The sequence below is a fragment of the Pseudomonas sp. Os17 genome, assembly GCF_001547895.1.
Lineage (GTDB): Bacteria > Pseudomonadota > Gammaproteobacteria > Pseudomonadales > Pseudomonadaceae > Aquipseudomonas.
In genome coordinates, this window is record NZ_AP014627.1 from 3230893 (window position 1) to 3254264 (window position 23372).

A 23372-nucleotide genomic window follows, 5' to 3' on the forward strand; every position below is an offset into this window, starting at 1 on the left:
TTGCGCGCAGCCGCCGGTTACAGCCGCTGCGTCAGGCCTTGGCGGCCATGGCGGTGACTTCCACGCGCATGCCTTCCACCGCCAGGGCGGCCACCCCAACCGCGGCGCGCACCGGCCAGGGCTTGGCGAAGAAACGCTGGTAGACCTCGTTGAACGCGGCGCGGTCGGCCATGTCGGTGAGGTAGATGGTCAGGTGCATGACCCGGTCCATGGAGCTGCCGGCGCGCTCCAGGGCGACTTTCAGCGCCTGCAGGGTGCATTCGCTCTGCAGGGTGATGTCCCCCAGTTCCAGGCTGCCGTCGGCGCGCGTGGGGATCTGGGTCGACACCAGGATGCCGTTGAACGCGGCAACGTCGGAGGAAATGGAATCGGCGTCCGGGTCGGGGGTGAAGATCAGGTCTGGCTGGGTCATGGGGGGCTCTGGTGTCCAAGGGTTCAAAAAGCCATGGAGTATAGGGGCGGCCCTGCGCCCTTGTCAGCGCCGATGCGTGGCCTGTGGCGACGGCGGCGCTGAACGCCGTGGGCTGCTGCGGGTTACATTCCCGCGACTTGCCGCTACTCTTTGCAGCCGCGCCGCAGGCTGGCCAGTGCGGCGCTTGACGTTTCATCTATCCAGGTAAGGAACAGGCTTTGACTGATCGCATGGTGTTGACGGCTGATGGCAGCGTTAGCGCGTTTTCCACCTTTGAATCCGTGACCTGCCTGGTGCTGCTGGGTGATCCCGGAGCCGGCAAGAGTCATCTGTTCGAGCACTGGGCCGAGCAGGCGGGCGGCCGGGCCATGTCGCTGCGCGGCTTCCTGTTGCGCGATCCCGCGCTGATCGCCGCGGGCAGCACCTTGTTCATCGATGCCCTGGATGAGCACCGTGCGCAGTATGGCGAGCGGCCCGCCTTCGACGACCTGATTCGCCACCTCGGGCGCTTGCCGCCTTGCCGGGTGCGCATTGCCTGTCGCAGTGCCGATTGGGCGGGGCTCAATGACCTGAAGCTGTTGTCCAGCTGCTTTCCGGGAAAGGACCAGGTGCAAGAGCTGCACTTGCTGGCGCTCAGCGAAGAGGAACAGCAGCAGGTGCTGGAGCAGCATGGCGGCACGCCAAAGGACTTTCTGCAGCAGGCGCGCCAGCGCGGCCTGGGCGAAATGCTCGGCAACCCGCTGACCTTGCTGATGCTGGCCCAGGTGGTTGCCCAGGATCACTGGCCCCTGACCCGCAGGGAGCTGTTCGAGCGTTCCAGCGTGCTGTTGCTGGACGAGCTCAATGCGGCGCACCGCGATGATCGTCAGCCCCATGCGCAACTCTCGGAACAGCAGATGCTGGAGGCGGCAGGCCTGTTGTGCGCCTTGCGCCTGCTGGCCGATATCGACGGTTTCTGCACGGACGAGCGCTACGACCGGCGCTATCCGCCCCTGCGCAAGTTGCATGCATTTGGCACTGCCGCGCTGCGTGCGGCCCTGGCCAGCCGGGTCTTTACCTCGACCCGCGAGCCCGGGGTGTTCGACTACGGCCACAAGGCCAGCGCCGAGTACCTGGCGGCGCGCTACCTTGCCGGGCAGTTCCATGCCGGGTTGCCGCTGAGCAGAATCCGCCTGTTGCTCTGTGTCGAGGGCAAGCCGGCTTCGTACCTGCGCGGCGTGCATGCCTGGCTGGCGGTATTTCTCGGGGCGCAGGCCAGCCCGTTCATCGAGGCGGACCCTTATGGAATCCTGGTCTATGGCGACGCTGCCTCGCTGAGCGTGCAGAGCAAGATCCAGTTGCTGCAGGCACTGGCCACGCTGGCGTTGGCCGATCCCTGGTTCCGTGGCCAGGAGCCGCCGGCATTGAACCTGGCGGGCTTCACCGAGCCGGGGCTGGAGCCCTGTTTTCAACGCCTGTTGTCCGACCCGGGCCTGCCCCACGAGCTGCGCTTGCTGCTCTTGGACCTGTTGCGCGCCGGCCAGCCACTGCCGGCAATGTTGCAACCCTTGACCCAAATGCTGGCCGCTGCGGGCACTCACCTGAACGAGCGTGCCTACGCCGCGCAGGCCTTGGCGCGCTGGGGCGAGGAGGGAACTCAGGTGGTGCGCCGGGCCTACCAAGACCTGGTGGGCGACAAGCACGCCAGGAGCCTGTGTGGCTACATCCTCAGTCACCGCCTGGCAGGCCAGGTCCACTATGACCAGCTGCTGGAGCTCTACCGCCAAGGCGCCGATGCCCAGGGTGCCGCCTACGCTTCGCTGGCGCGCTGGAGCTTGCATGAGGTGGTGGCCGAGCCCGAGATGACCGCTTGCCTGGACGGCATGGTCGAGTTGTGGCCGCAAATCGCTGAGGACAACCCCAGGGGCGAGGTGCTCAGGTTCGTCCTGTACTTGCTGGTGCGGTATCTCAACACCGTGGCCGTGCTGGACGAGCCCCGAGTGTTTCAATGGCTGGCGTTTATCAATGCCGGCGTGGTCGACCCGCATCCGTGGCTGTTCAATGGGCTGCGCGCGGCGCTGCAGCGACGTCCGGAGACGGCCCAAGGCCTGTTGGACAGGGCAGCTAGCCATCCTGGGCTGGCGGGCTGCGAGTTTCTTGAGCAAGAGCTGCCAAGCGCGGACGAGCCGCAGGAGAGCGGCTATCCGTGCCCCGAGGAATATCAACCTGCGGTTGCAGCGTTGCGCCAGCAACTGCAAGCCGCTAAGGCGCCGCGCACCTGTGACGCTTTCCTGCTGGGGTTCGTGATCTTCGACTGTATCGAACGCGAGATCCTGGCCGGGCAGGCCTGGTTCTCAGCCTTTCGACAAGCGCAGTACGCGGACTATATCGATTGCATCGTCCTGCACTTTCTGGTGCTGCCGGACCCTTTCAGGCAGCGCAGTTGCCTGTCGTGGAAAGCCACCCGGCAAATCGCCTTGGCGGACAAGCTCGATGTGGTGTTCCAGGTCCTCAATAGCGCCGCGTCGCTGGACAAGACGGCCTTGTACGATGTGGTGCGACCGTTCTGCCGGCACCTCGACCTGCCACGCTTTGGCCCCTGCATCAGTCAACTGCTGAGCAGCGGTGAGGGCCTGGAACATCAGGCCTTCATCATCACCCTGGGGCTGTTGCTGTCGCTGGAGTCGTTCGCTCCTGTGCTGCAAGCCAGCGATACCGCCACCCGCAATGAGGTGGTCTGGTACCTGCGCGACCTGACCGGGCTGGTGCGCGGATTCGACGGCCCCATGGACCTGTCCGCCGAGCAGGCGTTCTGTTTCTGCCGCCTGGTCGCCGACCAATACCCGGCCACGCCGCAGGCTTTCGATTGGTTTGCTCCCAGTAACACCGGGGCCGAGGACGCCGATGAGTTCCTGGCCGGACTGATCAGCTATCTGGCGAGCAAGACCTGCGACGACTCCCGGCGTCATCTGCTCAGCTTGCAAGGTCATCCGCATCTGGCCTCGTGGCACCCCTACCTGAACCACGCGCTGCTGCTCAACGACGCCCGGCGGCGTGATGCCCGGCACACCCGGCATGGCTGGGAGCAGGTGGCGCAGGTCCTGAATAACGGCGTGCCCGGCACTATCGAGCAGATGCAGGCGCTGGTGCTGGATGAGCTGCAAGGGATTGCCGGCCTGCTGCGCAGCAACCTCGACGTGCACAAGTTCTTCTGGAACGAGCTCAAGGGCCGGATCAGCACTCCCAAATGGGAGGAAAGCTGCCGCGACGTGCTGCTGAGCCTGTTGCGTCCGCGACTGGAGGCACGCCAGATCACGGCCGAGCCCGAGGCGCACATGGCCGATGAAAAACGCGTGGATATCGCGGTGCAAAGCGGGCCCATCAAGCTGGTGATCGAGCTCAAGCGCAGTTCACACAAGGACGTCTGGAGCGCAATCCAGGATCAGTTGATTGCGCTCTATACCCCCGATCCCGGAGCCCGTGGCTACGGCATCTACGGTGTGTTCTGGCATGGACCGCGAGCCAAGGTCCGGGCCGGCCCCGGGGGCGTGGTGCCGCAGAGCGCGGAGCAGATGCTGAGCCTGCTCGAGGCCAGCGTCCCCGAGCCGCAGCGGGCGTACATCAAGGTCTTTGTGCTGGATGTCTCGGGGCGCTGAGGGCTGGACGGGGCGGCGTAGCGGCGCTCAATCGGCGTCGGCTGCGTCCTGGACAGGGCTCAACCAGGTCGCCAGCACCCGCCGGTCCAGCTCCTCCCAATCGGCCATGCCCAGTACCCGGGTGGTGTTCAGGCCGCGCAGGTAGCCGCGCAGCTGGTAGGCCACGGCCAGCAGCAGCTGCGGGTCGGCGCTGGGGTCGCCGAGCACGCTTTCGTACTCGATCAGGTAGTCGGCGACGCGGTCGCGGAACTCGGGCAGGACGGCATCACGGATCAGGTCAAAAGTTCGCACGCAAGAATCCCTTTTAGTTGTAGTTGGACTGCCGGGCAGTCTGCCCGGAGGGCAACTATTGGTTCAAGTAATAGTGACAATCAAAAAACAGCTATTTTGCTCGGCGCACTAACCGTGGAAAATCGCCGCCCTCGATAGCGCCCGCCAGATTCGACCCGTGGCGCCCTGTACCCGCGTTCTTGACTCCAGGATTTGTCCGATGCGCCTTTTACCCCTGTTTGCCATGACTTCTGCCGCTCTCGTGCTGGCCGGCTGTGCCTCCGCGCCGAACGACCCGAGCCTGGTCATGCAGACCCGCAAAACACCTGCCCAGTACGCCGATTGCGTGATCCCCAAGCTGCAGAGCAGCGACCAGACCGCGACCGTTTCGCAGTCGCAGCGCGGCTACCGGATCGTGGTCACCAGCAAGGTGGCCGCGGACAACGTACTGGAAGCCTACAAGGCCCCCAATGGCGGCAAGGTGTTCCTCTATGAGCGGCATCTGCTGGCCTCCAGCTTTGCCCCGTCCCATTTCGAAAAGGCCGCGCAAGACTGCCTGTAGCCTGCCCAGGGCTCATGGCTGCCTGGCGCGGGCGCTGCGGCGACAGCGTTCGGAGCACCAGCGCACCTCATCCCAGCAACGCGCCCAGCGCTTGCGCCAGGTGAAGGGCCGGCCGCAGGCGGCGCAGTCCTTGCGCGGCAGTTCGGATTTCTTCACAGGGCTTCTCCGGCGTCCAGGCGCGCGAGTAACTCCTCGCCCCGTTGCCAGATGGCGTCCCGGCGCGGGGCGTCCATGCGTTGCAGGTTGCGATAGGTGAGGGCCAGCCGCGGATTGCTGCCCAGTTGCTCCTGGTGGCGGATCAGGAAATGCCAGTACAGGGCATTGAACGGGCAGGCATCGTTGCCCGTGGCCTGGTCCACCCGGTAACGGCAGCCGCCGCAGTAGTCGGACATCCGCTGGATATAGCGGCCGCTGGCGCAATAGGGCTTGGAGCCCAGGTAGCCGCCGTCGGCGTGCATCACCATGCCCAGGGTGTTGGGCAACTCGACCCAGTCGAAGGCATCCAGGTAGACCGCCAGGTACCAGTCGCAGATGGCCTTGGGGGCGATGCCGGCCAGCAGGGCGAAGTTGCCGGTGACCATCAACCGCTGGATATGGTGGGCATAGCCCAGCTCCAGGGTCTGGCCGATGGCCTGGGCCATGCAGCGCATGTCGGTGGCGCCGTTCCAGTAGAACTCCGGCAGGGCCCGGCTATTGCCCAGGCCGTTAAGCTCGGCGTAGTCGGGCATGCGCAGCCAGTAGATGCCGCGGACATATTCACGCCAGCCGATCAGTTGGCGGATGAAACCCTCCGCGGCATTCAGTGCCACCCGGTTCTCGCGGTAGGCACGCTCGACATCGGCGCAGAGCTGGCGCACATCCAGCAGGCCGATGTTCAGCGCGGCACTGATCCGCGCGTGAAACAGAAAGGGCTCGCCCTCGGCCATGGCGTCCTGGTAGTCGCCGAAGGCGGCCAGGGAAAAGTCGAGGAAGTGCTGCCACAGCTGCTGCGCCTGCTCGTGGGTCACCGGATAGTCGAAGCCTGTCAGGTCGCCGTAGTGATCGCTGAAGCGCTGGTTCACCAGTTGCATCACGTCGCGGGTGATGGCGTCGTGGCCGAAGCGCGCCGCAAAGGGCCCGCGCAGGCCCCGGGGCAGGGCCTTACGGTTGTCGGCATCGAGGTTCCAGGTGCCGCCGCAGGGGCGTCCGTCGGGCTCCAGCAGCAGGCCGCTTTGCTTGCGCATCTCGCGGTAGAAATATTCCATGCGCAACGACGTCCGCCCGGCCGCCCACCGGCCGAAGGCTTCGCGGGAGCACAGGAACCGCCGGTCCACATGAAAGGTCAGGGGCAGGCCCGCATCGCGCAGCGCCTGTTCCAGTCGCCATTCTCCGCACTCGGTGACATGCAGCTGCGTCGCGCCGAGGGCCGCCTGCCAGCGCCGCAGCTCACCGGGCAGGCTGCCGCTGTTGGCGGGGTCGTCCAGGGTGACGTAGATCACCTGCCAGCCTTGCTCGCGCAGGCGCGCGGCAAAGTGGCGCATGGCGCTGAAGATCAGCAGGATTTTCTGCGGATGATGCCGGACATAACGCGCTTCGCTGTCGACTTCGGCCATCAGCAGCGTGTCGTGGGCCGGGTCCAGGACCTTGAGCAACTCCAGGTCGAACGACAGCTGGTCGCCCAGCACCAGCCCCAGTCGACCGCCAGTGGCGGCGCTTACCATGGCAGACGCTCGCCGTCGTAGGCAAAGAACTGGCCGCTGTCGGCTGCGCTCAGGCGGTCGATCAGCGCCAGCAGCTCCCGGGCCGCCACGCTGGCCGGACGCGCCGCCGCGGAGCCGCGGAACGGCTGCGACAACTGCGAAACCACGGTGCCGGGATGCAGGCTGAGCAGGCGGGCGCCGGGCCGGGTTCGCGCCAGTTCGATGGCCGCGGTCTTGACCAGCATGTTCAGCGCGGCCTTGGAGGCACGATAGGCGTACCAGCCGCCCAGGCGGTTGTCGCCGATGCTGCCGACCTTGGCCGACAGCAGCGCCATCGCGCCCTGGGGGGCTAGCAGGGGCAGGAAGTGACGCATGACCAGGGCCGGGCCCACGGCATTGACCTGGAACACTGCCTTGAGTGTCTCGTCCTCAAGGGCGGCGTAGGTTTTTTCCGGCTTGACGTCGGCGCGATGCAGCAGGCCGGCGGCATGCACGATCAGTTGGTAGGGCGCCTCATCCGCCAATGCGGCGGCGGCCGCGGCAATGCTCTCGGGCCGTTCGAGGTCGAGCCCGGGAAGCGTGCCGCGGGACAGGGCGCGGACCCCCGCACAGTGCGGGTCCTCTTCGAGCCATTGGCAAAAGGCCGAACCCAGGGCGCCGCTGGCGCCAATCACCAGCGCACGGTAGCCCGCGCCCAGGGACTGCATGTTCAAGGTATTGCTCATTGTGTGTTACCCACCGATTGACGTGGCAGCGAGCCTGACTCCCTGCTCACACCGTGAAAATCCATGGGTAATATTTGTACATAAAATTTGATTTTGTACAGGTTATTTGCAGAATTGCCTGCTAAAAATCTTCCGGCACAAGCCATTGCCGGCTTCTGCGAACCCAGGAGAGTGCCATGTGGGGGATCTACCTGCTGTTGAGCCTGGTTGCGGTCATGGCGCTGTTCCTGTGCCTGCGCCGACGACAGCCCAGGGGGACGGGCCAGCGGCACAGGGCCAGTGCCTGTCTGGGCGGCGAAGAGTCGTACCCGGGGGATTAGGTTGTACGTTGTGAGTCTGCTGTACAGCTTTGCCCTGAGGCTGGGCTGGGCAGGAGCTGCCCGCCGGCCCGGGTCAGGGGCGGGCGGAGCGCTCGATCAAGCGGCCACGCCGAGCCAGGGCAGCGCCAGGTACAGCTTGATCACGATGGCGTTGCTGATGTCGATGAAGAAGGCGCCGACCATGGGCACCACCAGAAACGCCATCTGCGACGGCCCGTAGCGCTGGGTCACCGCCTGCATGTTGGCGATGGCGGTCGGGGTCGCGCCGAGGCCGAAGCCGCAATGGCCGGCCGCCAGAACCGCGGCGTCATAGTTGCGGCCCATGACGCGGAAGGTGACGAAGATCGCAAACAGCGCCATCACCAGGGTCTGCACGGCCAGCAGCGTCAGGATCGGCAGGGCCAGGGTGGCCAGGTCCCACAGCCGCAGCGACATCAAGGCAATCGCCAGGAACAGCGACAGGCTGACATTGCCCAGCAGCGACACCTCCTGATCGACGACCTGGTGCCAGCCCAGTGCCGACAGGCCGTTGCGCAACACCACCCCGACGAACAGCACGCAGACGAAGGTCGGCAACTCCAGCGCCGTGCCCTGGATCAAGTCACCGAGAAAGCTCCCGGCCTGCAGGCTGATGGCAACCAGGGCCAGGGTTTCGATGAAGCTCAGCGCGGTGATCTGCCGCTCCTTGTACGGCTGCTCATAGCCCCTGGGCAGGCGCGGCTCGGCCTGGGCAAGGCCGGGAGTCTGCACCCGCTTGACCAGCAGGCGGGCGACCGGTCCGCCGATCAAACCGCCCAGTACCAGGCCGAAGGTGGCCGAGGCCATGGCAATTTCCGGAGCCGAGGCCAGGCCGTACTGCTCCTTGAATACCGCCCCCCAGGCGCCGCCCGTACCGTGACCGCCGGACAGGGTCACCGAGCCGGCCAGCAGTCCCATCAACGGATCAAGCCCCAATGCCTTGGCCAGGCCGATGCCCATGGCGTTCTGCACCAACAGAAAAGTGGTCACCACCAGCAGGAAGATCGCCAGTTTGCGTCCGCCCTTTTTCAGGCTGGCAAAGTCCGCGCTCAGGCCGATGGTGGCGAAGAAGGCCAGCATCAAGGGCGCCTGCAGTGATTTGTCGATGCTGACCTCAATGTCTGCAAAAACTCGAAGCGCCAGAAGCAGCACGGCCACCACCAGGCCGCCCGCCACCGGTTCGGGGATGTTGTAGGCCCGCAGGAAACCGACCCGGGTGACAAGGCCCCGTCCCAGCAACAGCACCAATGACGCGGCCACCAGGGTTCCATAGAAGTCCAGTTGGACCATTCGCACACTCCTCGGTCTGGGTTCCCGGACGCGCTGCCTGCCTGCGGCGTCGACGGATTGGGTTGAGAAGCCTCAACCCGGTGGATTAGGGGGCAAGGGCGGCCGTCACTGGCTTGCCTGCCTCAAGCATGATTTGCGCGCATTGCCCGGTGCCGACCGATCGGGCCGGAGCGGCGGATCGGCGTCATGAGCGGCAATGCTTGGGGTTCGCTGCGGTCGCGTTGTCGCCGGCCGGAGCTTTGGTGCTTTGCGTGGGTCGTGTTCAAACCGTTGATTCACCAGGTATTTCACCCCGGCAATGAAGCGCGGAGTTCAGCGCCACAGCGTTAAGCACGGATTAACAGTGGGACAGGCGCGGCTGGAAACCGGCTTTTTAAGAAATGTCCTAAAGAGCCGCCGGGTAGCGACGGTCTTTTCCGCCATCCAGGTCGGTGCTTTCTGATCCAGATCAGCACATTCGACTCAGCGACGCCCAGACTGACGGGCGCCGGACTCAAATCTGTCAATACCGGGCGCATAAGGGCATAGGGAAGAGGCCGCGCGGCTCATTCTGTTGCGGGTGTCCAGCGCCTCAAGCCCCGTTTCGCCAGCCACCACCTGGCTGGCAACGCATTCAGTGGAGTCGCTATGTATCGCTTCAATGCACGGCTTTCCAGCGCTGAGCTGGTCGATACCCCGTTGCCGGTCCAGGCCGGCGCTGCCGAGCCAGCCGGGCCGCTGGCGCCCGAACTGCTGCTACGCCTGCAGCGCTACTGGGACGCGGCCAACTACCTGTGCGTCGGCCAGATCTACCTGCAGGCCAACGCCTTGCTGCGTGAACCCTTGCGCCCCGAGCACATCAAGCCGCGGCTGCTGGGGCACTGGGGGACATCGGTCGGGCAGAGTTTCATCTACGTGCACCTGAACCGGCTGATCAGCGAGCGCGGCGTGCAGACCGTCTTCATTTCCGGGCCGGGCCATGGCGGCCCCACGCTCAACGCCTGCGCCTGGCTGGAGGGCACCTACAGCGAGGTGCACGCCGACGTCACTCAGGACGAAGCCGGCATGCTGCGGCTGTTTCGCAGCTTCTCCACCCCCGGCGGCATACCCAGCCACTGCGGGCCGCACACCCCCAATTCACTGCACGAAGGCGGCGAGCTGGGCTATTCGCTGTTGCACGCCTTCGGTGCGGTGTTCGACAACCCGGACTTGCTGGTGGCCTGTGTCGTCGGTGACGGCGAAGCCGAGACCTGCCCGCTGGAGGGCAGTTGGAAGAGCGTGCACTTTCTGGACCCGCGGCGTGACGGCGCGGTGCTGCCGATCCTGCACCTCAACGGCTACAAGATTTCCGGGCCGACGGTGGAGGCGCGCCTGGCCGATGAAGACTTGCTGGAGCTGTATCGCGGGCGCGGTTATCAGCCGCAGATCGTCGCCGGTGACGATCTGCCCGGGATGCATCAACGCTTCGCCGCGGCGCTCAATGACTGTCACGACCAGATCCTGTCGATCCAGGCGCAGGCCAGGACCCTCGGCTCGCCGGTACGGGCGCGCTGGCCGCTGATCATCCTGCGCAGCCCCAAGGGCTGGACCGGTCCGAAAGTGGTGGACGGCCTGCCGGTGGAGGGCACCTTCCGCGCGCATCAGGTGCCCCTGGCCAATGTCCGCGACAATCCCGAGCACCTGCAGCAGCTGGAGAGCTGGATGCGCAGCTATGCGCCGGCCACCTTGTTCAGTGACAGCGGGGCGTTGCTGCCCGAACTCCAGGCCCTGACGCCAGCGGCCGAGTTGCGCATGGGCGCGGTGCCCCATGTGAATGGCGGCCGGCGGCTGATCGCCCTGGAGCTGCCGGATTTCGCCCACTACGGGCTGCAGGTCCCAGGCCCCGGGCAGGTGATTGCCGAGGCACCGCGCAAGCTCGGCGAGTACCTGCGGGACGTGATGCGCAACAACCCGCGCAACTTTCGTGTGTTCGGCCCCGATGAAACCAACTCCAACCGCCTCAATGCGGTATTCGAAGCCGACCGGCGCACCGCCTGCGGCCCGTGCCTGTCGATCGACGATCGGCTGGCGCCGGACGGCCGGGTCATGGAGGTGCTCAGCGAGCACCTGTGCGAAGGCTGGCTGGAGGGCTATCTGCTGACCGGTCGCCACGGCATGTGGTCGACCTACGAGGCCTTCGCCCAGGTGGTGGATTCAATGGTCACCCAGCACGCCAAATGGCTGCAGCAGAGCAAGGAGTTTGCCTGGCGGCGCCCCTTGGCGTCGCTGAACATCCTGATCACCAGTCATGCCTGGCGCAACGACCACAACGGCTTCAGCCATCAGTCCACCGGGTTTGTCGACAATGTGCTGCAGCGCCGATCCGACGTGGTACGGGTGTACTACCCGCCGGACGCCAATTGCCTGCTGAATGTGTTTGATCACTGCCTGCGCAGCCGCGACTACATCAACGTGGTGACCTGCGGCAAACAGCCGGATTTTCAGTGGCTGGATTTCGCTACGGCGCTGCAGCACTGCTCCCAGGGCGCTTCGATCTGGGCATTCGCCAGCAATGACCACGGGCAGCGGCCCGATGTGGTCCTGGCCTGCGCCGGCGATGTGCCCACGGCGGAAGCGGTAGCGGCCAGCTGGCTGCTGCAGAAGCATGTCCCGGGCATCCGCGTCAGGCTGGTCAATGTGGTGGACCTGGGCATTCTCGCCGCGCCCCAGGACCGGCCCCACGGCATGGACCATCTGGCGTTCGAAGCGCTGTTCACCGGCGATGTGCCGGTGATGTTCGCCTTTCATGGTTCGACCTGGGTGATCCACTCCATGGTCCATGGCCGGGCCAACGAAGCGCGCTTCCATGTGCGCGGCTTCAGCGATCGCGGCAGCACCACCACGCCTTTCGACATGGTGGTGCTGAACAACATGAGCCGCTATCAACTGGCGCTGGACGCCTTGACCCATGTGCCGCGCCTGCAGGAGCAGGCGCGGCCGGCGGTTGAGCATTTCCAGAGCCAGCTGCGCCGCCACCAGTTGTGGATCCGCGAGCATTTCGAAGACCTGCCGGAAATCCGCAACTGGAGCTGGACCGCGGATTTCAGCGAGCGGCACAGCCCGCCGCCGCTGGCCCAAGGGCAGCTCAGGGGGCCAGCGTACAGCGACACCTGAGTGCCCTGCGCCCGAGGTCCTTGACCCGGGCGCAGGGCCCGCTGCCAGCAGCCAGGTCACGCTTCATCCGCCGGGTTGTTCGGTGTTAAAGTCGCGCCCCATGAAATTGTCCCGCCCCGACCGCTCGCTGATTGCCTGGACCCTGTATTTTTGCGTCCTGTTCAATGTGTTCGCCTGCGGCTTGGGGCACGGCCAGATGATGGGCCTGGCCCTCAACGGGGTGGGCGGGCAGTTCTGCTCCTCCCTGGGCAGCAAGGCCCCGCTGCAGCAGTCCGACTTCAGCGACCAGAGCGCCGCCAGTACCTGGGCCGGCAGCTTCTCCTGCCCGGTCTGTTCGGGAGCGGCCCTGAGTCTGGTCCTGCTGTTCTGCCTGAGCTGGCTGCTGCGTATCGGCCAGTTCCGGCGCCATAGCCTTGAACCGCGCTGCAAGGCGCCCCCGCGCTACTCCTGGCCCTCGGCCAATCCCCGAGCCTCCCCGCTGATCTGAGCTCGCAAGCGGACAGCCGCCTTCGCCGCTGACCGCCGGTAGGCCTGTCTCCCTCCTGCCTCTGGCTGCCGTTCGCGGCCGTGGCTGCGTGGCTGAATGCAGGCCGTTCGATTCTCAAGATGTGGAGGGCGTGGCATGAACGCTTTTCAACGCCGGCTCCCTGACCTGGGCGCGCGCCGCTGATGTTCGTGTGCGGGCTGCGCAATGCCAGCCGGCAGAACGCCTGGGTCGCGGCGTTCCTGGCCATTGTGCTGAAGATCACGGCGCTGCCCATGGCCAGTGCCATGGGCACCCTGAGCCTGGAGCAACTGCTGGCGGGCAGTTTCTGTTCGTCCGGCGGCGTGCGGCTTGCCGTGGCCCTGGACAAAGACCCGGCCAGTTCGGCGGTGCAGGGCGATTCGGGCCATTGCTGCTGCTCGCAGTCGATCGGCGCTGCGCCGCTGGGGGCGTCTTCCCCGGTCTTGCCGGTCTTCCTCGGCCCGGCACCGCGCCTGCCGAGCGGCCGGCCGCTGAGGCTGACGCCTCGCCAACGCTGGCCGTCGATCAATCCCCGGGCTTCTCCCCACGCTGATGCATGACCGTTGTCATTCGCGCGTCCCCACGGCCGGTGGCCGAGGACGTGTTCATGGTTATTGCAAAGATGCAAAGGAGCACCACATGGCTCGAATCATTCACGGCCGGCGACAACCGCCACGGCCCGTGGCCGCCAATCTGGACAAGGGTCGCCGGAGGCTGGCATGCGCGCACTAGCGATCCCCTCTGGCGTCAGCCGTCTGCTGAGTAAAAGCACGCGGGGCCCCAACCACGGCGACTTTCTGCTGCCGTTTCCCGATTACCCGAGCAACGCTCGCAGCTTCGTGCACCTGGATGCGCGCCTGCTGCCGTACTGGCACACCCTGTTCGATGTCTGCCCGGGGCTGCTCAAGCTCGATCCGCCGGACGGCTTGAACATCTTTCGTGGCTTCATGACCTGGGCCTACCGCAATCATCCGCCGCTGAACTGGACCTATTACCTGAGCCTGTGCCGCTGGCTGCTGGGGTCGCGCTACGCAGCGCGGATCAATGTGGAGCATATCGAGGCGTTCATGAGCGCCGCGGCCGCGCGCTGGATCAACACCGACGACAGTCAGGCCCGTGGGCTGGTACTGGCCTGGCGCGAATCTGCGGACTGGGTGTTCGACTGGAAGGTGGCGCCGCGTCTGGTGCCGCAGGCCGAGGGCGGGCCGGAGGAGTACCCGCCGGTGCCCTGGGACTTTGCCTGGTGCCCATTGAGCGCCAAGGGCGGCGCGGGCTTTCGTCGTTGGTTGCCGATTCCCTGAGACGGCTATCCGCCCAGGGCTGATGCCCGGCAGACCCCGGGTCTGCCGGGCACCTTGGGTTACCGCGGCAGCAGCACGCTGTCCACCACGTGAATCACCCCATTGGACTGCATGACATCGGCGATGCTGATCGCGGATTTGCCGCCTTTGGCGTCGATGACCCAGAGCTTGCCTTCATAGGGTTTGACCGTCAGCGCTTCACCCTGGACGGTCTTGAGCATCACCTGTCCGCCATGTTGCTTGGCCTCGATCAGCAGTTGCCCGGCGGTGTGGGTTCCGGGCACCACATGGTAGGTCAGGACCTTGCTCAGATCGGCCTTGTGCTCAAGCTTGAGCAGGGTGTCGACGGTGCCGGCCGGCAGCTTGGCGAACGCCTCGTTGGTGGGGGCAAACACGGTGAACGGGCCTTTGCTGTTGAGGGTGTCCACCAGCCCCGCGGCCTTGACCGCCGCGACCAGAGTGGTGTGGTCCTTGGAGTTGACCGCGTTCTCCACGATGGTTTTGCTCGGGTACATCGCAGCGCCGCCGACCATCACCGAATCAGCGGCGAAACCGCTGAGCGGGGCAGTGACGGAGAATACGGCAAAGCAGACAGCGGCCAGGCGCTTGCTAAACGTGTGCATGATGCAGCTCCTCGATTATTCGGCCCTCCTGATGAGGGTGCTGAATGTACGGGGCCCATCGGCAAACGGATGCGGCGCTGGCCGATTTTTCTCGGCAGCGCTCGCTCAAGCGACTCGGCAGTGGCTGCCCAGCCTGCACTGCAAGGGCAGAACAGGGCAGGGCGCGCGGCGCCTTACTTCGACATCCAATCGATCACCGCCTTGTAGTCCTCGGCGCTGCAATCCATGCACAGGCCCCGGGGCGGCATGGCATTGAAGCCTTCGGTCACGTGCTTGACCAATACGTCCGTGCCTTGCGCCAGGCGCGGTTTCCAGGCCAGCTGATCGCCCTTTTTCGGCGCCATGGGCAACTGCCCGCTGTGGCAGGCGGTGCAGGCGCGGTTGAACACCGCCTCCGGGTCCTGGGCGGCGTGGGCGCTGGTGAAAGCGAGTAAACAGGCGGCAGCCAGTAGCGTCTTCATGATGGTCCTCATCGTGTTCTTATCATCAGGTTGTCGCGCACGGGCGCGATCGACGCAGTGTAGGGAGGGGGTTTTTACACCCCCACTGCGACCGCCCGCCGCAGGTGCCGGCCGCCAGCGCTGAGTTAGGCGATCCACCGGCCGGCGGCGGGCAATCTGTGGCAGGTTGTCGCACATCAGGCCGGCAAAGCCTGCGTGCTAGATTGCCGGCCGACGGGATGCTTTCTCCAGGCAGGGTTACATCACGTCACTGAGTGCCGGTGTTTCGCGAGGAGCCCGGCACTCTTTTGCAGATTTCACAGGGCGGGCCAGCATCTCGATGCCCGCCGTCACCCTTGGCCACGGCGTCCCCCGCCGCCAGCCACCCCCTTGCCAGTTCCCCCTTCGACAGCTCCCGGGCCCGGGCGGGCTGGCGATCTTTCCCCCGTTCATGAGCTGGGCGCAGCAGCGGCTGTCACCGAACGGGACCTGTCACCTGTGGCTGGATGTCGGGCTGTAGCCATCGCGCTTTGCCCGGCAAGTGCTCCCGACCTTGCACGACCAGTTGATGCTGGCCTCGGCGGCGCGCTGGGCCATCGGTGACCGCAGCCAAGGGCGCCATTGGCTGTTGCGTGGGGATGATCAGGGTTTTCCCATCGCTCGCCGCAGGAGGGGTGACCGTTCCAGCCCGCGGACCCGGGTTATTGGCGCTGCGGCGGAATGTCGCAGACATGGTTTTCCGCGCTCAGTGGTCGGGGAGGGCTGCCGAGGCTCTACGTCAACATATTGGCTAAAAGTTCATTGTTTTTTAGAAATGGCCAGGACTAGACGTAATATTGACGTAATGGCTTTTTCACCCCAGTATGCGCTCGCTGAGCAATTGATTTTATTGATGTTTTTTTGACGCCAACATCATCAGATCGGCTCGGGCCAAGGCGCTAGAGCCTTCGGCAAACCACAGCTCTCCGGAAAATGACGCCCATGGCAGCTATTAGCCAGGGTGTTTTCAACCGGTGTGCTAGCTTGAATCGGCGTAGCGACGAAATTTTCCTTGGGATGATCTATGTCTTCTGAACGGATACTGGTTACGGGTGGCGCCGGTTTCATTGGTTCCCACTTGGTCGATGCGTTGTTGGCCAAAGGCTATGCCGTTCATGTTCTGGATGATCTGTCCACCGGCAAGACCAGCAATCTGCCGCTGACCCATCACGGCCTGAAACTCACGGTCGGTGATGTCGCCGATGCCACGCTCCTGGCCACGGCCATGAGCGGCTGCGACGCGGTGGTGCACCTGGCGGCGGTGGCTTCGGTGCAGGCCTCGGTCGAAGACCCGGTACGCACCCATCAGAGCAACTTCATCGGCACGCTGCGGGTCTGCGAGGCCATGGTCGCGGCGGGTATCCGCCGGGTGGTGTTCGCTTCCAGCGCGGCGGTGTACGGCAACAACGGCGAGGGCACCGCGATTGGCGAGGACACGCCCAAGTCGCCCCTCACGCCCTACGCAGCGGACAAGCTCGCCAGCGAGTACTACCTGGATTTCTACCGCCGTCAGCATGGCCTGGAGCCGGTGATCCTGCGCTTTTTCAACATCTTCGGGCCGCGCCAGGATCCTTCCTCGCCGTACTCCGGGGTGATCAGCATCTTCAGCGAACGGGCCAGGAGCCAGCAGCCGATCACCCTGTTCGGCGATGGCGGGCAGACCCGGGATTTCGTCTATGTCGCCGACCTGGTGAAGATCCTGGTCCAGGGCCTGGAGCAACCTGCGCCCGCGATCGATGCCACCAACGTCGGCCTGGGTGGCGTGACCAGCCTCAACGACCTGATCGCGACCCTGCAACAGATCAGCGGCCAGCCGCTGAAGGTGAATCATGCCGCGACGCGATCCGGTGATATCCGCCATTCGAAGGCCGACAACCGACGTTTGCGCGAGCGCTTCGATCTGGGGACGCCGACCCGCCTCGGGGAGGGCCTGGCGCAGCTGTACCGCAGTCTCTAGCTTCCTGGCCTTGAGCGTTCCGGCGAGCCGGAGCTCGACAGCCTGATGGTGTGCCGATTGATCTACTGAAGAGTGAGTTATGGACATCGAGTTTCGCAGGGGGCGTGTCTTCAACATGGTTCGGCGCCTGTTTACCGCATTGGCCTTGTGTGCAACCCCTTCGCTGGTACAGGCGGCGCCGGCGGCGCCTGCCAGCGTCGGCTTCTGGTACGCCGAACGACCTCCGCTGGAGGAGTTGGCGCAGTACGAGTGGGCGGTGGTCGAGCCCGGTCATATGAGCACTGCGGATGTCGCCACCTTGCGCAAGCTGGGCAGCCAGCCGTTCGCCTACCTGTCGGTGGGCGAGTTCGACGGTGACCGCGCAGCGCTGGACAAGCAGGCCCTGACCCAGGGCGCCAGCGCCATCCGCAACAAGGCCTGGGACAGCCAGGTGATGGACATCGCCACTCCGGCCTGGCGCGAACACCTGTTCAAGCGCGCCAAGGCCTTGCAGGACCAGGGCTATGCCGGCCTGTTCCTCGATACCCTGGACAGTTTCCAGCTGCTGCCTGAAGCCCAGCGCGAAGCGCAACGCCAGGCCCTGGCCTCGTTCCTGCGGGAGCTGCACAGCCGTCTGCCCAACCTCAAGCTGTTCTTCAACCGTGGCTTCGAGGTGCTGGGGGAGCTGGACGGCGTGGCCGCGGCCGTGGCCGTCGAATCGATCCATGCCGGCTGGGATGCCGCGGCCAAGCGTTATCGGCCGGTTTCCGAGTCCGATCGCAACTGGCTCGAAGGTGAACTCAAGCCACTGCGGGCCAAAAACATTCCCCTGGTGGCCATCGACTACTTGCCACCCAACCGCCGCGAAGAAGCGCGCAAGCTGGCCCGCCAACTGAGTCAGGAAGGCTTTATCCCGGTGGTCACCACCCCGGACCTCAACGCCATCGGCCTGAGCACCGTGGAAGTGCAGCCGCGGCGCATCGCCATGCTCTACGACCCGCGTGAAGGCGAACTCTACGATCACGCCGGGCATCGCATGCTCGGCGGCCTGCTGGAATACCTGGGTTACCGCGTGGACTACCTGCCGGCCGACGACAGCCTGCCGTCCTACAGCTTCGCCGGGCTGTACGCCGGGGTGGTGGTGTGGATGACCAGCGGCCCGCCCCAAGACAGCCGCGCCTTCAGCCACTGGATCGGCCAGCGCCTGGACGAACAGGTGCCACTGGCCATCATGGCCGGCCTGCCGATCGAAGACCGTGCACTGCTCAAGCGCCTGGGACTGGGCCTGGCGGCGCCGGGAACCCGTGGAAACCTGCAGGTGCTGAGCCAGGACAAGAGCCTGATCGGTGCCTTTGAAGCACCGGTGGTGGCGCGGACCCGTGAACTGACCCGGGTCACGCTGCTGCCCGACGGACCGAAACCGGCCTTGCTGCTGGGGGACGACAAGGGCGGCAAATATGCCCCCGTGGTCATCGGCACCTGGGGCGGCATGGCCCTGGCCCCTTATGTGGTGGAGGCCAATGTCGAGCGCAGCCGCTGGATGCTCGACCCGTTCGCCTTTATCCAGAAGGCCCTGCGCCTGCCGGCGCAACCGCGCCCGGACACCACCACCGAGAACGGCCGGCGGATCGCCACGGTGCACATCGACGGCGACGGCTTTCCGTCCCACGCCGAAGTGCGCGGCACCCCGTATTCCGGGCGCCAGGTGCTGGATGACTACATCCGGCCCAACCCGTACCTGACCTCGGTGTCTATCATCGAAGGGGAGATCGGGCCCAAGGGCATGTCGCCGTTCCTCGCCCGGGAACTGGAGCCGATTGCCCAGGAGATCTTTGCCGATCCCAAGGTCGAGGTGGCCACCCACACCTACAGCCACCCGTTCTACATGCAGCCGGACAAGGCCAAGAAGGACGAGGACTTCCACGCCGAATACGGCCTGCGCCTGAACATCCCGGGGTACAAGACCCTGGACTACAAGCGCGAGATCTACGGCTCGCGGGACTACATCAACAGCCGCCTGACCACCGCGCAGAAGCCGGTGAAGCTGATCTTCTGGCCGGGGGACGCGCTGCCCAGCGCCGACACCATCAAGATGGCCTACGCCGCCGGGCTGAAAAACGTCAACGGCGGACAGACCATCCTGACCAAGGCCAACCCGTCGCTGACCGGCCTCTATCCCTTGCTGCGTCCCACTGAAGGCGGCCTGCAGTACTACGCGCCGGTGATCAACGAGAACATGTACACCAACCTCTGGAAGGGCCCGTACTACGGTTTCCGCGATGTGATCGACACCTTCGAGCTGACCGACAGCCCGCGGCGCCTGCGCGGCATTCACCTGTACTACCACTTCTATTCGGGCACCAAGCAGGCCTCGATCAAGGCCATGACCGACATCTACCGGTTCATGCGTGGCCAGCAGCCGCTGTCCTTGTGGATGAGCGACTACCTGGACCGGGTCCACGGTCTGTACCAGGCCAGCCTGGCCCGTACCGCCGAAGGCGACTGGCAGGTGCGCGGCCTGGATGGCTTGCGCACCCTGCGCCTGGACCCTGAGCTCGGCTGGCCGGATCTGGGGCGCTCCCGAGGCGTGGCCGGGGTCCGTGATCTGCCCCAGGGGCGCTATGTGGCCTTGAGCAGCGATCATCCGTTGCTGGCCCTGCGTCCCGAGCGTGATCCGCGTCCGGCCCTGGAGCTGGCGAACATTCCCCTGCGCGACTGGCGTTATGTGAATGACCGGCAAGTGACGTTCTCCTTTGCCGGCCAGTTCAACCTGGAGTTCTCGGTGCGGTCGGCCAGCGCCTGCCGGGTCGAGGTCCAGGGGCAACGTTACGCCGGCAAGTCCGAACAGGGCCTGTGGCATTTCCAACTTCCTTTGAAGCAGGTGAGTGATGGCCAACTCTTCTGCAACTGACAAGGCCCCGCGGGCGCGGCTGCTCAATCCCTGGGCCTTGCTGCTGGTGGCGATTGCCGTCGGCGTGCTGCTGTGGGCGACCTATCGCAACGAAGACGCCTTTCGGCCCAAGGGCGGGCAACCGGACGAGGTGTCCGCCAGCTATGCCGAAGTGCTGCTGGCCGCGCACCCGGAAAACAGCGAATTGCGCACCCAGCTGCTGGATCTGCTGATCCAGCTGGGCGACTACTCCAAGGCGGAAAAACACCTGGCCGAGTGGCCGCAACCCGACCCGGCGCTCAAGGCCTACTACCGTTTGCAGCTTGATGCCCTGGCGCTGAACAACAGCACCGACAGCGCCGCGTTGCAGGCCCTGGCCGAGCGCTTCAAGGCCTTCGATTACCGTTCCTTGCCCAGCCCGCAGCTGGAGCGCCTGGCTTCCCTGGCCCTGGCGGCCCAGGCCCCGGGGCTGGCAGCGGATGCCTACGCCGAGCTGGCGCGTCGCGATCCCAAGCAGGGTCAGCACTGGCTGCCCGAGGCGGCGCGCTGGTACCAGGCCAGCGAACAGCCCGGACGCGCCGCCGACCTTTATGTGCAACTGCTCGATGCCAGCCAGGCCCCCGACGTGCGCCGCCAGCTCCTGCAGCAAGCCTTCACCACCCTGGTGGCGGCGGATCGTGGCGATCAGGCCGCCGAGCTGCTGGCCCGGGAACTGGCGACCCAGCCCGAGGCTGAATTCGATGCCGGACTGCTGGACCAGGGCGTCGATGTGGCGATTGCCCACAACCGTGCGGACCTGGCCGAGCAGTTCTTCAGCGCCTGGCGCAAGTTGCAGCCCGACAGCCCGGAGGTCCTGGCCAAGGAGTTCAAGCAGCGCCTGGCCTTCGGCGACCTCAACGGCGCCCATGCGGTAGGCGTGCAACTGCTGGAACTGCGCCCGGAGGATCCGGCACTGCTGGAGCAGATGGCCCATCTCGCCGAGTGGCAGGGCGATTCGGCCTCGGCGCTGGGCTACTGGATCAGCCTGAGCAAGCTGCGTCACGACCCGGCGCAGTTCGAACACACCTGGCGCCTGGCCATGCAGACCTACGACTTCGACCGTGGCATTCCGTTGCTGGCCGGGATCATGGACGCCCGGGCCCTGAGCAACGTCGAACTCGACGCCCTGGTGTACGCCGAAGAGTCCCGCGGCACCCCCGAGCAGGCGCAAGCATGGCTGCGCCGCTACGTCGCCAAGTACCCCAAGCACCGGCTGGCCTGGGTGCGTCTGTTGCAGAACCTGGAAAACACCGAGCAGTACCCGGAGCGCCTGGCGGTCTGGAAGAACTTCGCCAAGCGGTATCCGCTGACCAGCACCGAACGGGTGGACTGGGCCAACAACTACCTCAAGCTGTTTGACAGCCAGTCGGCGTGGAAGGTGATCACCGCGGTCGATGGCAACAAGATCGACGACCTCAACTACTGGCAGTCCCGCGCCTCCCTGGCCTGGGACCTTGAGCTGGACGATGAGCTGCAGCTGGCGCTGGAGAGGATGCTGGCGATCAAGGGCTCGCTCAACAGCGGTGACGAGAGTCAGCTGATCGCCCTGTATCGCACCCGCGATCCGCGCAAGGCCCTGCAGTTGACCGTCGACAGCTGGCGCCAGGGGCACAATCCCCAGCGTCTGGTGGCCGCCCTGCAACTGGCCCAGGAGCTTCAGGACTGGCCGCTGGTGGTCGACCTGCTCAAGGAAGCCGAGCAGTACCCGGACGCCGCCGATCAGTCCCAGGTGCTGGCCGCCCGCGGCGCCCTGGCGGTGCAGCAGGGCAACAGCGACGAGGCGTTGCGCCTGTATCGCCAGGGCTTGAGCCGGTTCCCGGATGACAACACCTTCCGCGAACGCCTGCTGTGGCTGTATGTCGACCTGGGGCGCAGTGCCGAGATCAAGCCGCTGTTGCAGCAATGGCGCTCCCTGGCCCGCAGCGACAGCACCTTGTGGCTGCCATTCGCCGCCGCCAGCCAGCTGGTGGGGCGCAATACCGAGGCCCTGGCCTGGTATCGCCTGTACCTGCAGGGCAACTCGCAGGACTGGATGGTCCAGGCTGCCTATGCCGATGCCCTGGAAAGTGCAGGTTATGCCGACTCGGCCCAGCGCCTGCGGCTCAAGCTCGATCGCCAGGTGACCGCGGAGCAGATCCGCGCCACGCCACAGGGCTATGCCACCTGGCTGCGCCTGCTGGCCAGCAGCTATTCGTCGCGTAAGGCGCAGAACAAGGCCATGCAATGGCAGGACGGTTCCAAGCCGATGCTGCAGCTGTGGTTCGATCAGTTCCTTGCGCGCCTGGATGACCTCAATCAGTCGGCGCAGAAGGACGAGTGGCTGGCCTGGGCCCGCAGCCGGGGCCTGAAGATCAGCAGCTACGAACAGATCCAGGAAGCCTTGCGCGGCAGTAACCGCCAGGCCCTGGAGCGTCTGGTGGCCGGCGGCAGCCTTGATCCGGCGCAGCAGGTCGAGGCCCTGAACAGCCTCGGGCGCGGCGGCGAAGCGTTGGCCACCGGGCTGTCGGCGCTGGGTGACGACCAGCCGGCATCCCTGCGTGAGCAACTGCGACGCCAGACCATCGAGATGACCGAGCGCACGCCCCAGGGCGTGCAACTGGCCTGGGAGCGCCAGGACTACGGCGGACTGGTGTTCAACGGCCCGCGGCTGACCGCCGCGCGTTACCTCAACGACAACTGGTACGCCAAGCTGGTGCTGGAGCAGGGCCGCTACAGCGGCGACACCCTCGATACCGCGCGCCTGGGCAACGAGACCAATACCGAGCTGACCCTGCAGCGTCAGGTGGAGAACGGCAACTACAAGCTGATCTTCGACAGCAGCCTGCGCAAGGACGATGACCGCAACGGCCTGGGCATCAGTCGCAGCTGGCAGGTGGACAGCGGCAACGAGCTGGACCTGGGCGCCGACTGGCACCGCAAGAACGAAGACAGCGGCCTGATGCGTGCCTTCGGCCAGCAGGACGATCTCTGGGTCGGTGGCCGGCATCGCTACTCGGCCCGCGACCAGCTGTCCTGGAACCTGGCCCAGCGCTGGTTCTCGACCCGCGGCGGCGATGACCTGGGCAGCGGTCAGGCACTGAAGATCGAGTTCGACCACACCCTGCAGTTCGAAGGTCCGAACTGGGAACTGCGCAGCGGCATCGACTACCAGCAGAACAGCCTGAACAACCGGGCGCTGCCCAACCTGGCCAATACCCTGGGCGGAGGCATCGATCTGGCCGGCATCCAGCTCGACGACCCGAACCAGATCAACAGCCAGACCCTGCTGCAAAAACGCTATGGCCAGCTGTTCTTCGGCAGCGCCTGGCGCCGCGGCTTCCCGGGTGCGCTGAACCGCACGCGCGGGCAGTACACCTGGCTGGTGGACGTCAGCTCCGGCTGGCAGTGGACCGACAACACCATCAACTACGCCATCAGTACCGGTATCGGCACCGAGGTGATAGGGGATGACGAATTGGCAGTGACCTTCGGTTACCAGTCGGCGCCGCAAGGCGGAACCGGCAAATCCGGCGGCACTGCAGGTGTCAGCTATAGCGTGCGTTTTGGACGCTGATCA

General features: G+C 65.6%; 18 protein-coding genes. 10 read left to right on the forward strand and 8 right to left on the reverse strand.

Features of this window, described 5'->3' with window-relative positions:
- Nucleotides 1-31 precede the first annotated feature (31 nt).
- Complete coding sequence (locus POS17_RS14515) at nucleotides 32-412, reverse strand: RidA family protein (protein ID WP_060839208.1); 381 nt, start codon at nucleotides 410-412, stop codon at nucleotides 32-34.
- Between the two features lie 218 nt (nucleotides 413-630).
- Between POS17_RS14515 and POS17_RS14520 the strand changes: the two genes are divergently transcribed.
- Nucleotides 631-4047 (forward strand): NACHT domain-containing protein, encoded by a 3417-nt coding sequence (locus POS17_RS14520; protein ID WP_148654959.1) that lies wholly within the window; start codon nucleotides 631-633, stop codon nucleotides 4045-4047.
- Between the two features lie 27 nt (nucleotides 4048-4074).
- Here POS17_RS14520 and POS17_RS14525 read toward each other — a convergent pair whose 3' ends face one another.
- A complete protein-coding gene (locus tag POS17_RS14525) occupies nucleotides 4075-4338 on the reverse strand; it encodes a hypothetical protein (protein WP_060839210.1) in 264 nt (87 codons plus the stop codon).
- A 199-nt stretch (nucleotides 4339-4537) separates the two neighbouring features.
- Here POS17_RS14525 and POS17_RS14530 point away from each other — a divergent pair, with 199 nt between their 5' ends.
- The gene (locus POS17_RS14530; protein WP_060839211.1) at nucleotides 4538-4879 is read left to right on the forward strand and encodes a hypothetical protein; all 342 of its coding nucleotides are present in this window, start codon (nucleotides 4538-4540) and stop codon (nucleotides 4877-4879) included.
- 12 nt (nucleotides 4880-4891) lie between these two features.
- On the opposite strand, the gene POS17_RS30970 is transcribed toward POS17_RS14530, so the two are convergent.
- Genes POS17_RS30970 through POS17_RS14540 form a run of 3 tightly spaced genes read right to left on the reverse strand, consistent with a single transcriptional unit; the run spans nucleotide 4892 to nucleotide 7283 of the window.
- On the reverse strand, nucleotides 4892-5035 hold the full coding sequence (locus POS17_RS30970; protein WP_082729243.1) for a DUF2256 domain-containing protein: 144 nt from the start codon (nucleotides 5033-5035) through the stop codon (nucleotides 4892-4894).
- Nucleotides 5032-6579, reverse strand: coding sequence for a cryptochrome/photolyase family protein (locus tag POS17_RS14535; protein WP_060839212.1), 1548 nt, complete (start codon nucleotides 6577-6579; stop codon nucleotides 5032-5034). The genes POS17_RS30970 and POS17_RS14535 overlap by 4 nt, the downstream gene beginning before the upstream one ends.
- Nucleotides 6573-7283: an SDR family oxidoreductase gene (locus POS17_RS14540; protein WP_060839213.1), complete on the reverse strand. Its 711-nt coding sequence runs from the start codon at nucleotides 7281-7283 to the stop codon at nucleotides 6573-6575. The genes POS17_RS14535 and POS17_RS14540 overlap by 7 nt, the downstream gene beginning before the upstream one ends.
- Nucleotides 7284-7459: 176 nt before the next feature.
- Between POS17_RS14540 and POS17_RS32055 the strand changes: the two genes are divergently transcribed.
- A complete protein-coding gene (locus tag POS17_RS32055) occupies nucleotides 7460-7603 on the forward strand; it encodes a hypothetical protein (RefSeq protein WP_159426422.1) in 144 nt (47 codons plus the stop codon).
- A gap of 96 nt (nucleotides 7604-7699) precedes the next feature.
- Here the strand turns inward: POS17_RS32055 and gltS are convergent, their stop codons facing one another.
- Entirely contained in the window at nucleotides 7700-8911 is a 1212-nt protein-coding gene (gene gltS / locus POS17_RS14545; RefSeq protein WP_060839214.1) for a sodium/glutamate symporter, read from the reverse strand.
- A gap of 627 nt (nucleotides 8912-9538) precedes the next feature.
- Here gltS and POS17_RS14550 point away from each other — a divergent pair.
- The 4 genes from POS17_RS14550 (at nucleotide 9539) to POS17_RS14565 (ending at nucleotide 13849) form a co-directional block, all read left to right on the forward strand.
- Nucleotides 9539-12043, forward strand: coding sequence for a phosphoketolase family protein (locus tag POS17_RS14550; protein WP_060839215.1), 2505 nt, complete (start codon nucleotides 9539-9541; stop codon nucleotides 12041-12043).
- Nucleotides 12044-12143: 100 nt separating this feature from the next.
- The gene (locus POS17_RS14555) at nucleotides 12144-12530 is read left to right on the forward strand and encodes a DUF2946 domain-containing protein (RefSeq protein ID WP_060839216.1); all 387 of its coding nucleotides are present in this window, start codon (nucleotides 12144-12146) and stop codon (nucleotides 12528-12530) included.
- A 182-nt stretch (nucleotides 12531-12712) separates the two neighbouring features.
- Entirely contained in the window at nucleotides 12713-13108 is a 396-nt protein-coding gene (locus POS17_RS14560) for a DUF2946 family protein (RefSeq protein ID WP_060839217.1), read from the forward strand.
- Between the two features lie 159 nt (nucleotides 13109-13267).
- Nucleotides 13268-13849 (forward strand): putative natural product biosynthesis protein, encoded by a 582-nt coding sequence (locus tag POS17_RS14565; RefSeq protein ID WP_060839218.1) that lies wholly within the window; start codon nucleotides 13268-13270, stop codon nucleotides 13847-13849.
- Nucleotides 13850-13908: 59 nt separating this feature from the next.
- Here POS17_RS14565 and POS17_RS14570 read toward each other — a convergent pair whose 3' ends face one another.
- Together POS17_RS14570 and POS17_RS14575 are read right to left on the reverse strand one after the other, a co-directional pair.
- Complete coding sequence (locus POS17_RS14570; protein ID WP_060839219.1) at nucleotides 13909-14472, reverse strand: fasciclin domain-containing protein; 564 nt, start codon at nucleotides 14470-14472, stop codon at nucleotides 13909-13911.
- Between the two features lie 173 nt (nucleotides 14473-14645).
- On the reverse strand, nucleotides 14646-14933 hold the full coding sequence (locus POS17_RS14575) for a c-type cytochrome (RefSeq protein ID WP_082729864.1): 288 nt from the start codon (nucleotides 14931-14933) through the stop codon (nucleotides 14646-14648).
- A gap of 1042 nt (nucleotides 14934-15975) precedes the next feature.
- On the opposite strand from POS17_RS14575, the gene POS17_RS14580 reads away from it, so the two are divergent.
- The 3 genes from POS17_RS14580 (at nucleotide 15976) to POS17_RS14590 (ending at nucleotide 23369) form a co-directional block, all read left to right on the forward strand.
- Nucleotides 15976-16908 (forward strand): NAD-dependent epimerase/dehydratase family protein, encoded by a 933-nt coding sequence (locus POS17_RS14580; RefSeq protein WP_060839220.1) that lies wholly within the window; start codon nucleotides 15976-15978, stop codon nucleotides 16906-16908.
- Nucleotides 16909-16987: 79 nt separating this feature from the next.
- On the forward strand, nucleotides 16988-19798 hold the full coding sequence (locus POS17_RS14585) for a bifunctional glycoside hydrolase 114/ polysaccharide deacetylase family protein (protein WP_060839221.1): 2811 nt from the start codon (nucleotides 16988-16990) through the stop codon (nucleotides 19796-19798).
- The gene (locus POS17_RS14590) at nucleotides 19776-23369 is read left to right on the forward strand and encodes a tetratricopeptide repeat protein (protein WP_060839222.1); all 3594 of its coding nucleotides are present in this window, start codon (nucleotides 19776-19778) and stop codon (nucleotides 23367-23369) included. The genes POS17_RS14585 and POS17_RS14590 overlap by 23 nt, the downstream gene beginning before the upstream one ends.
- The last annotated feature ends 3 nt before the right edge of the window (nucleotides 23370-23372 follow it).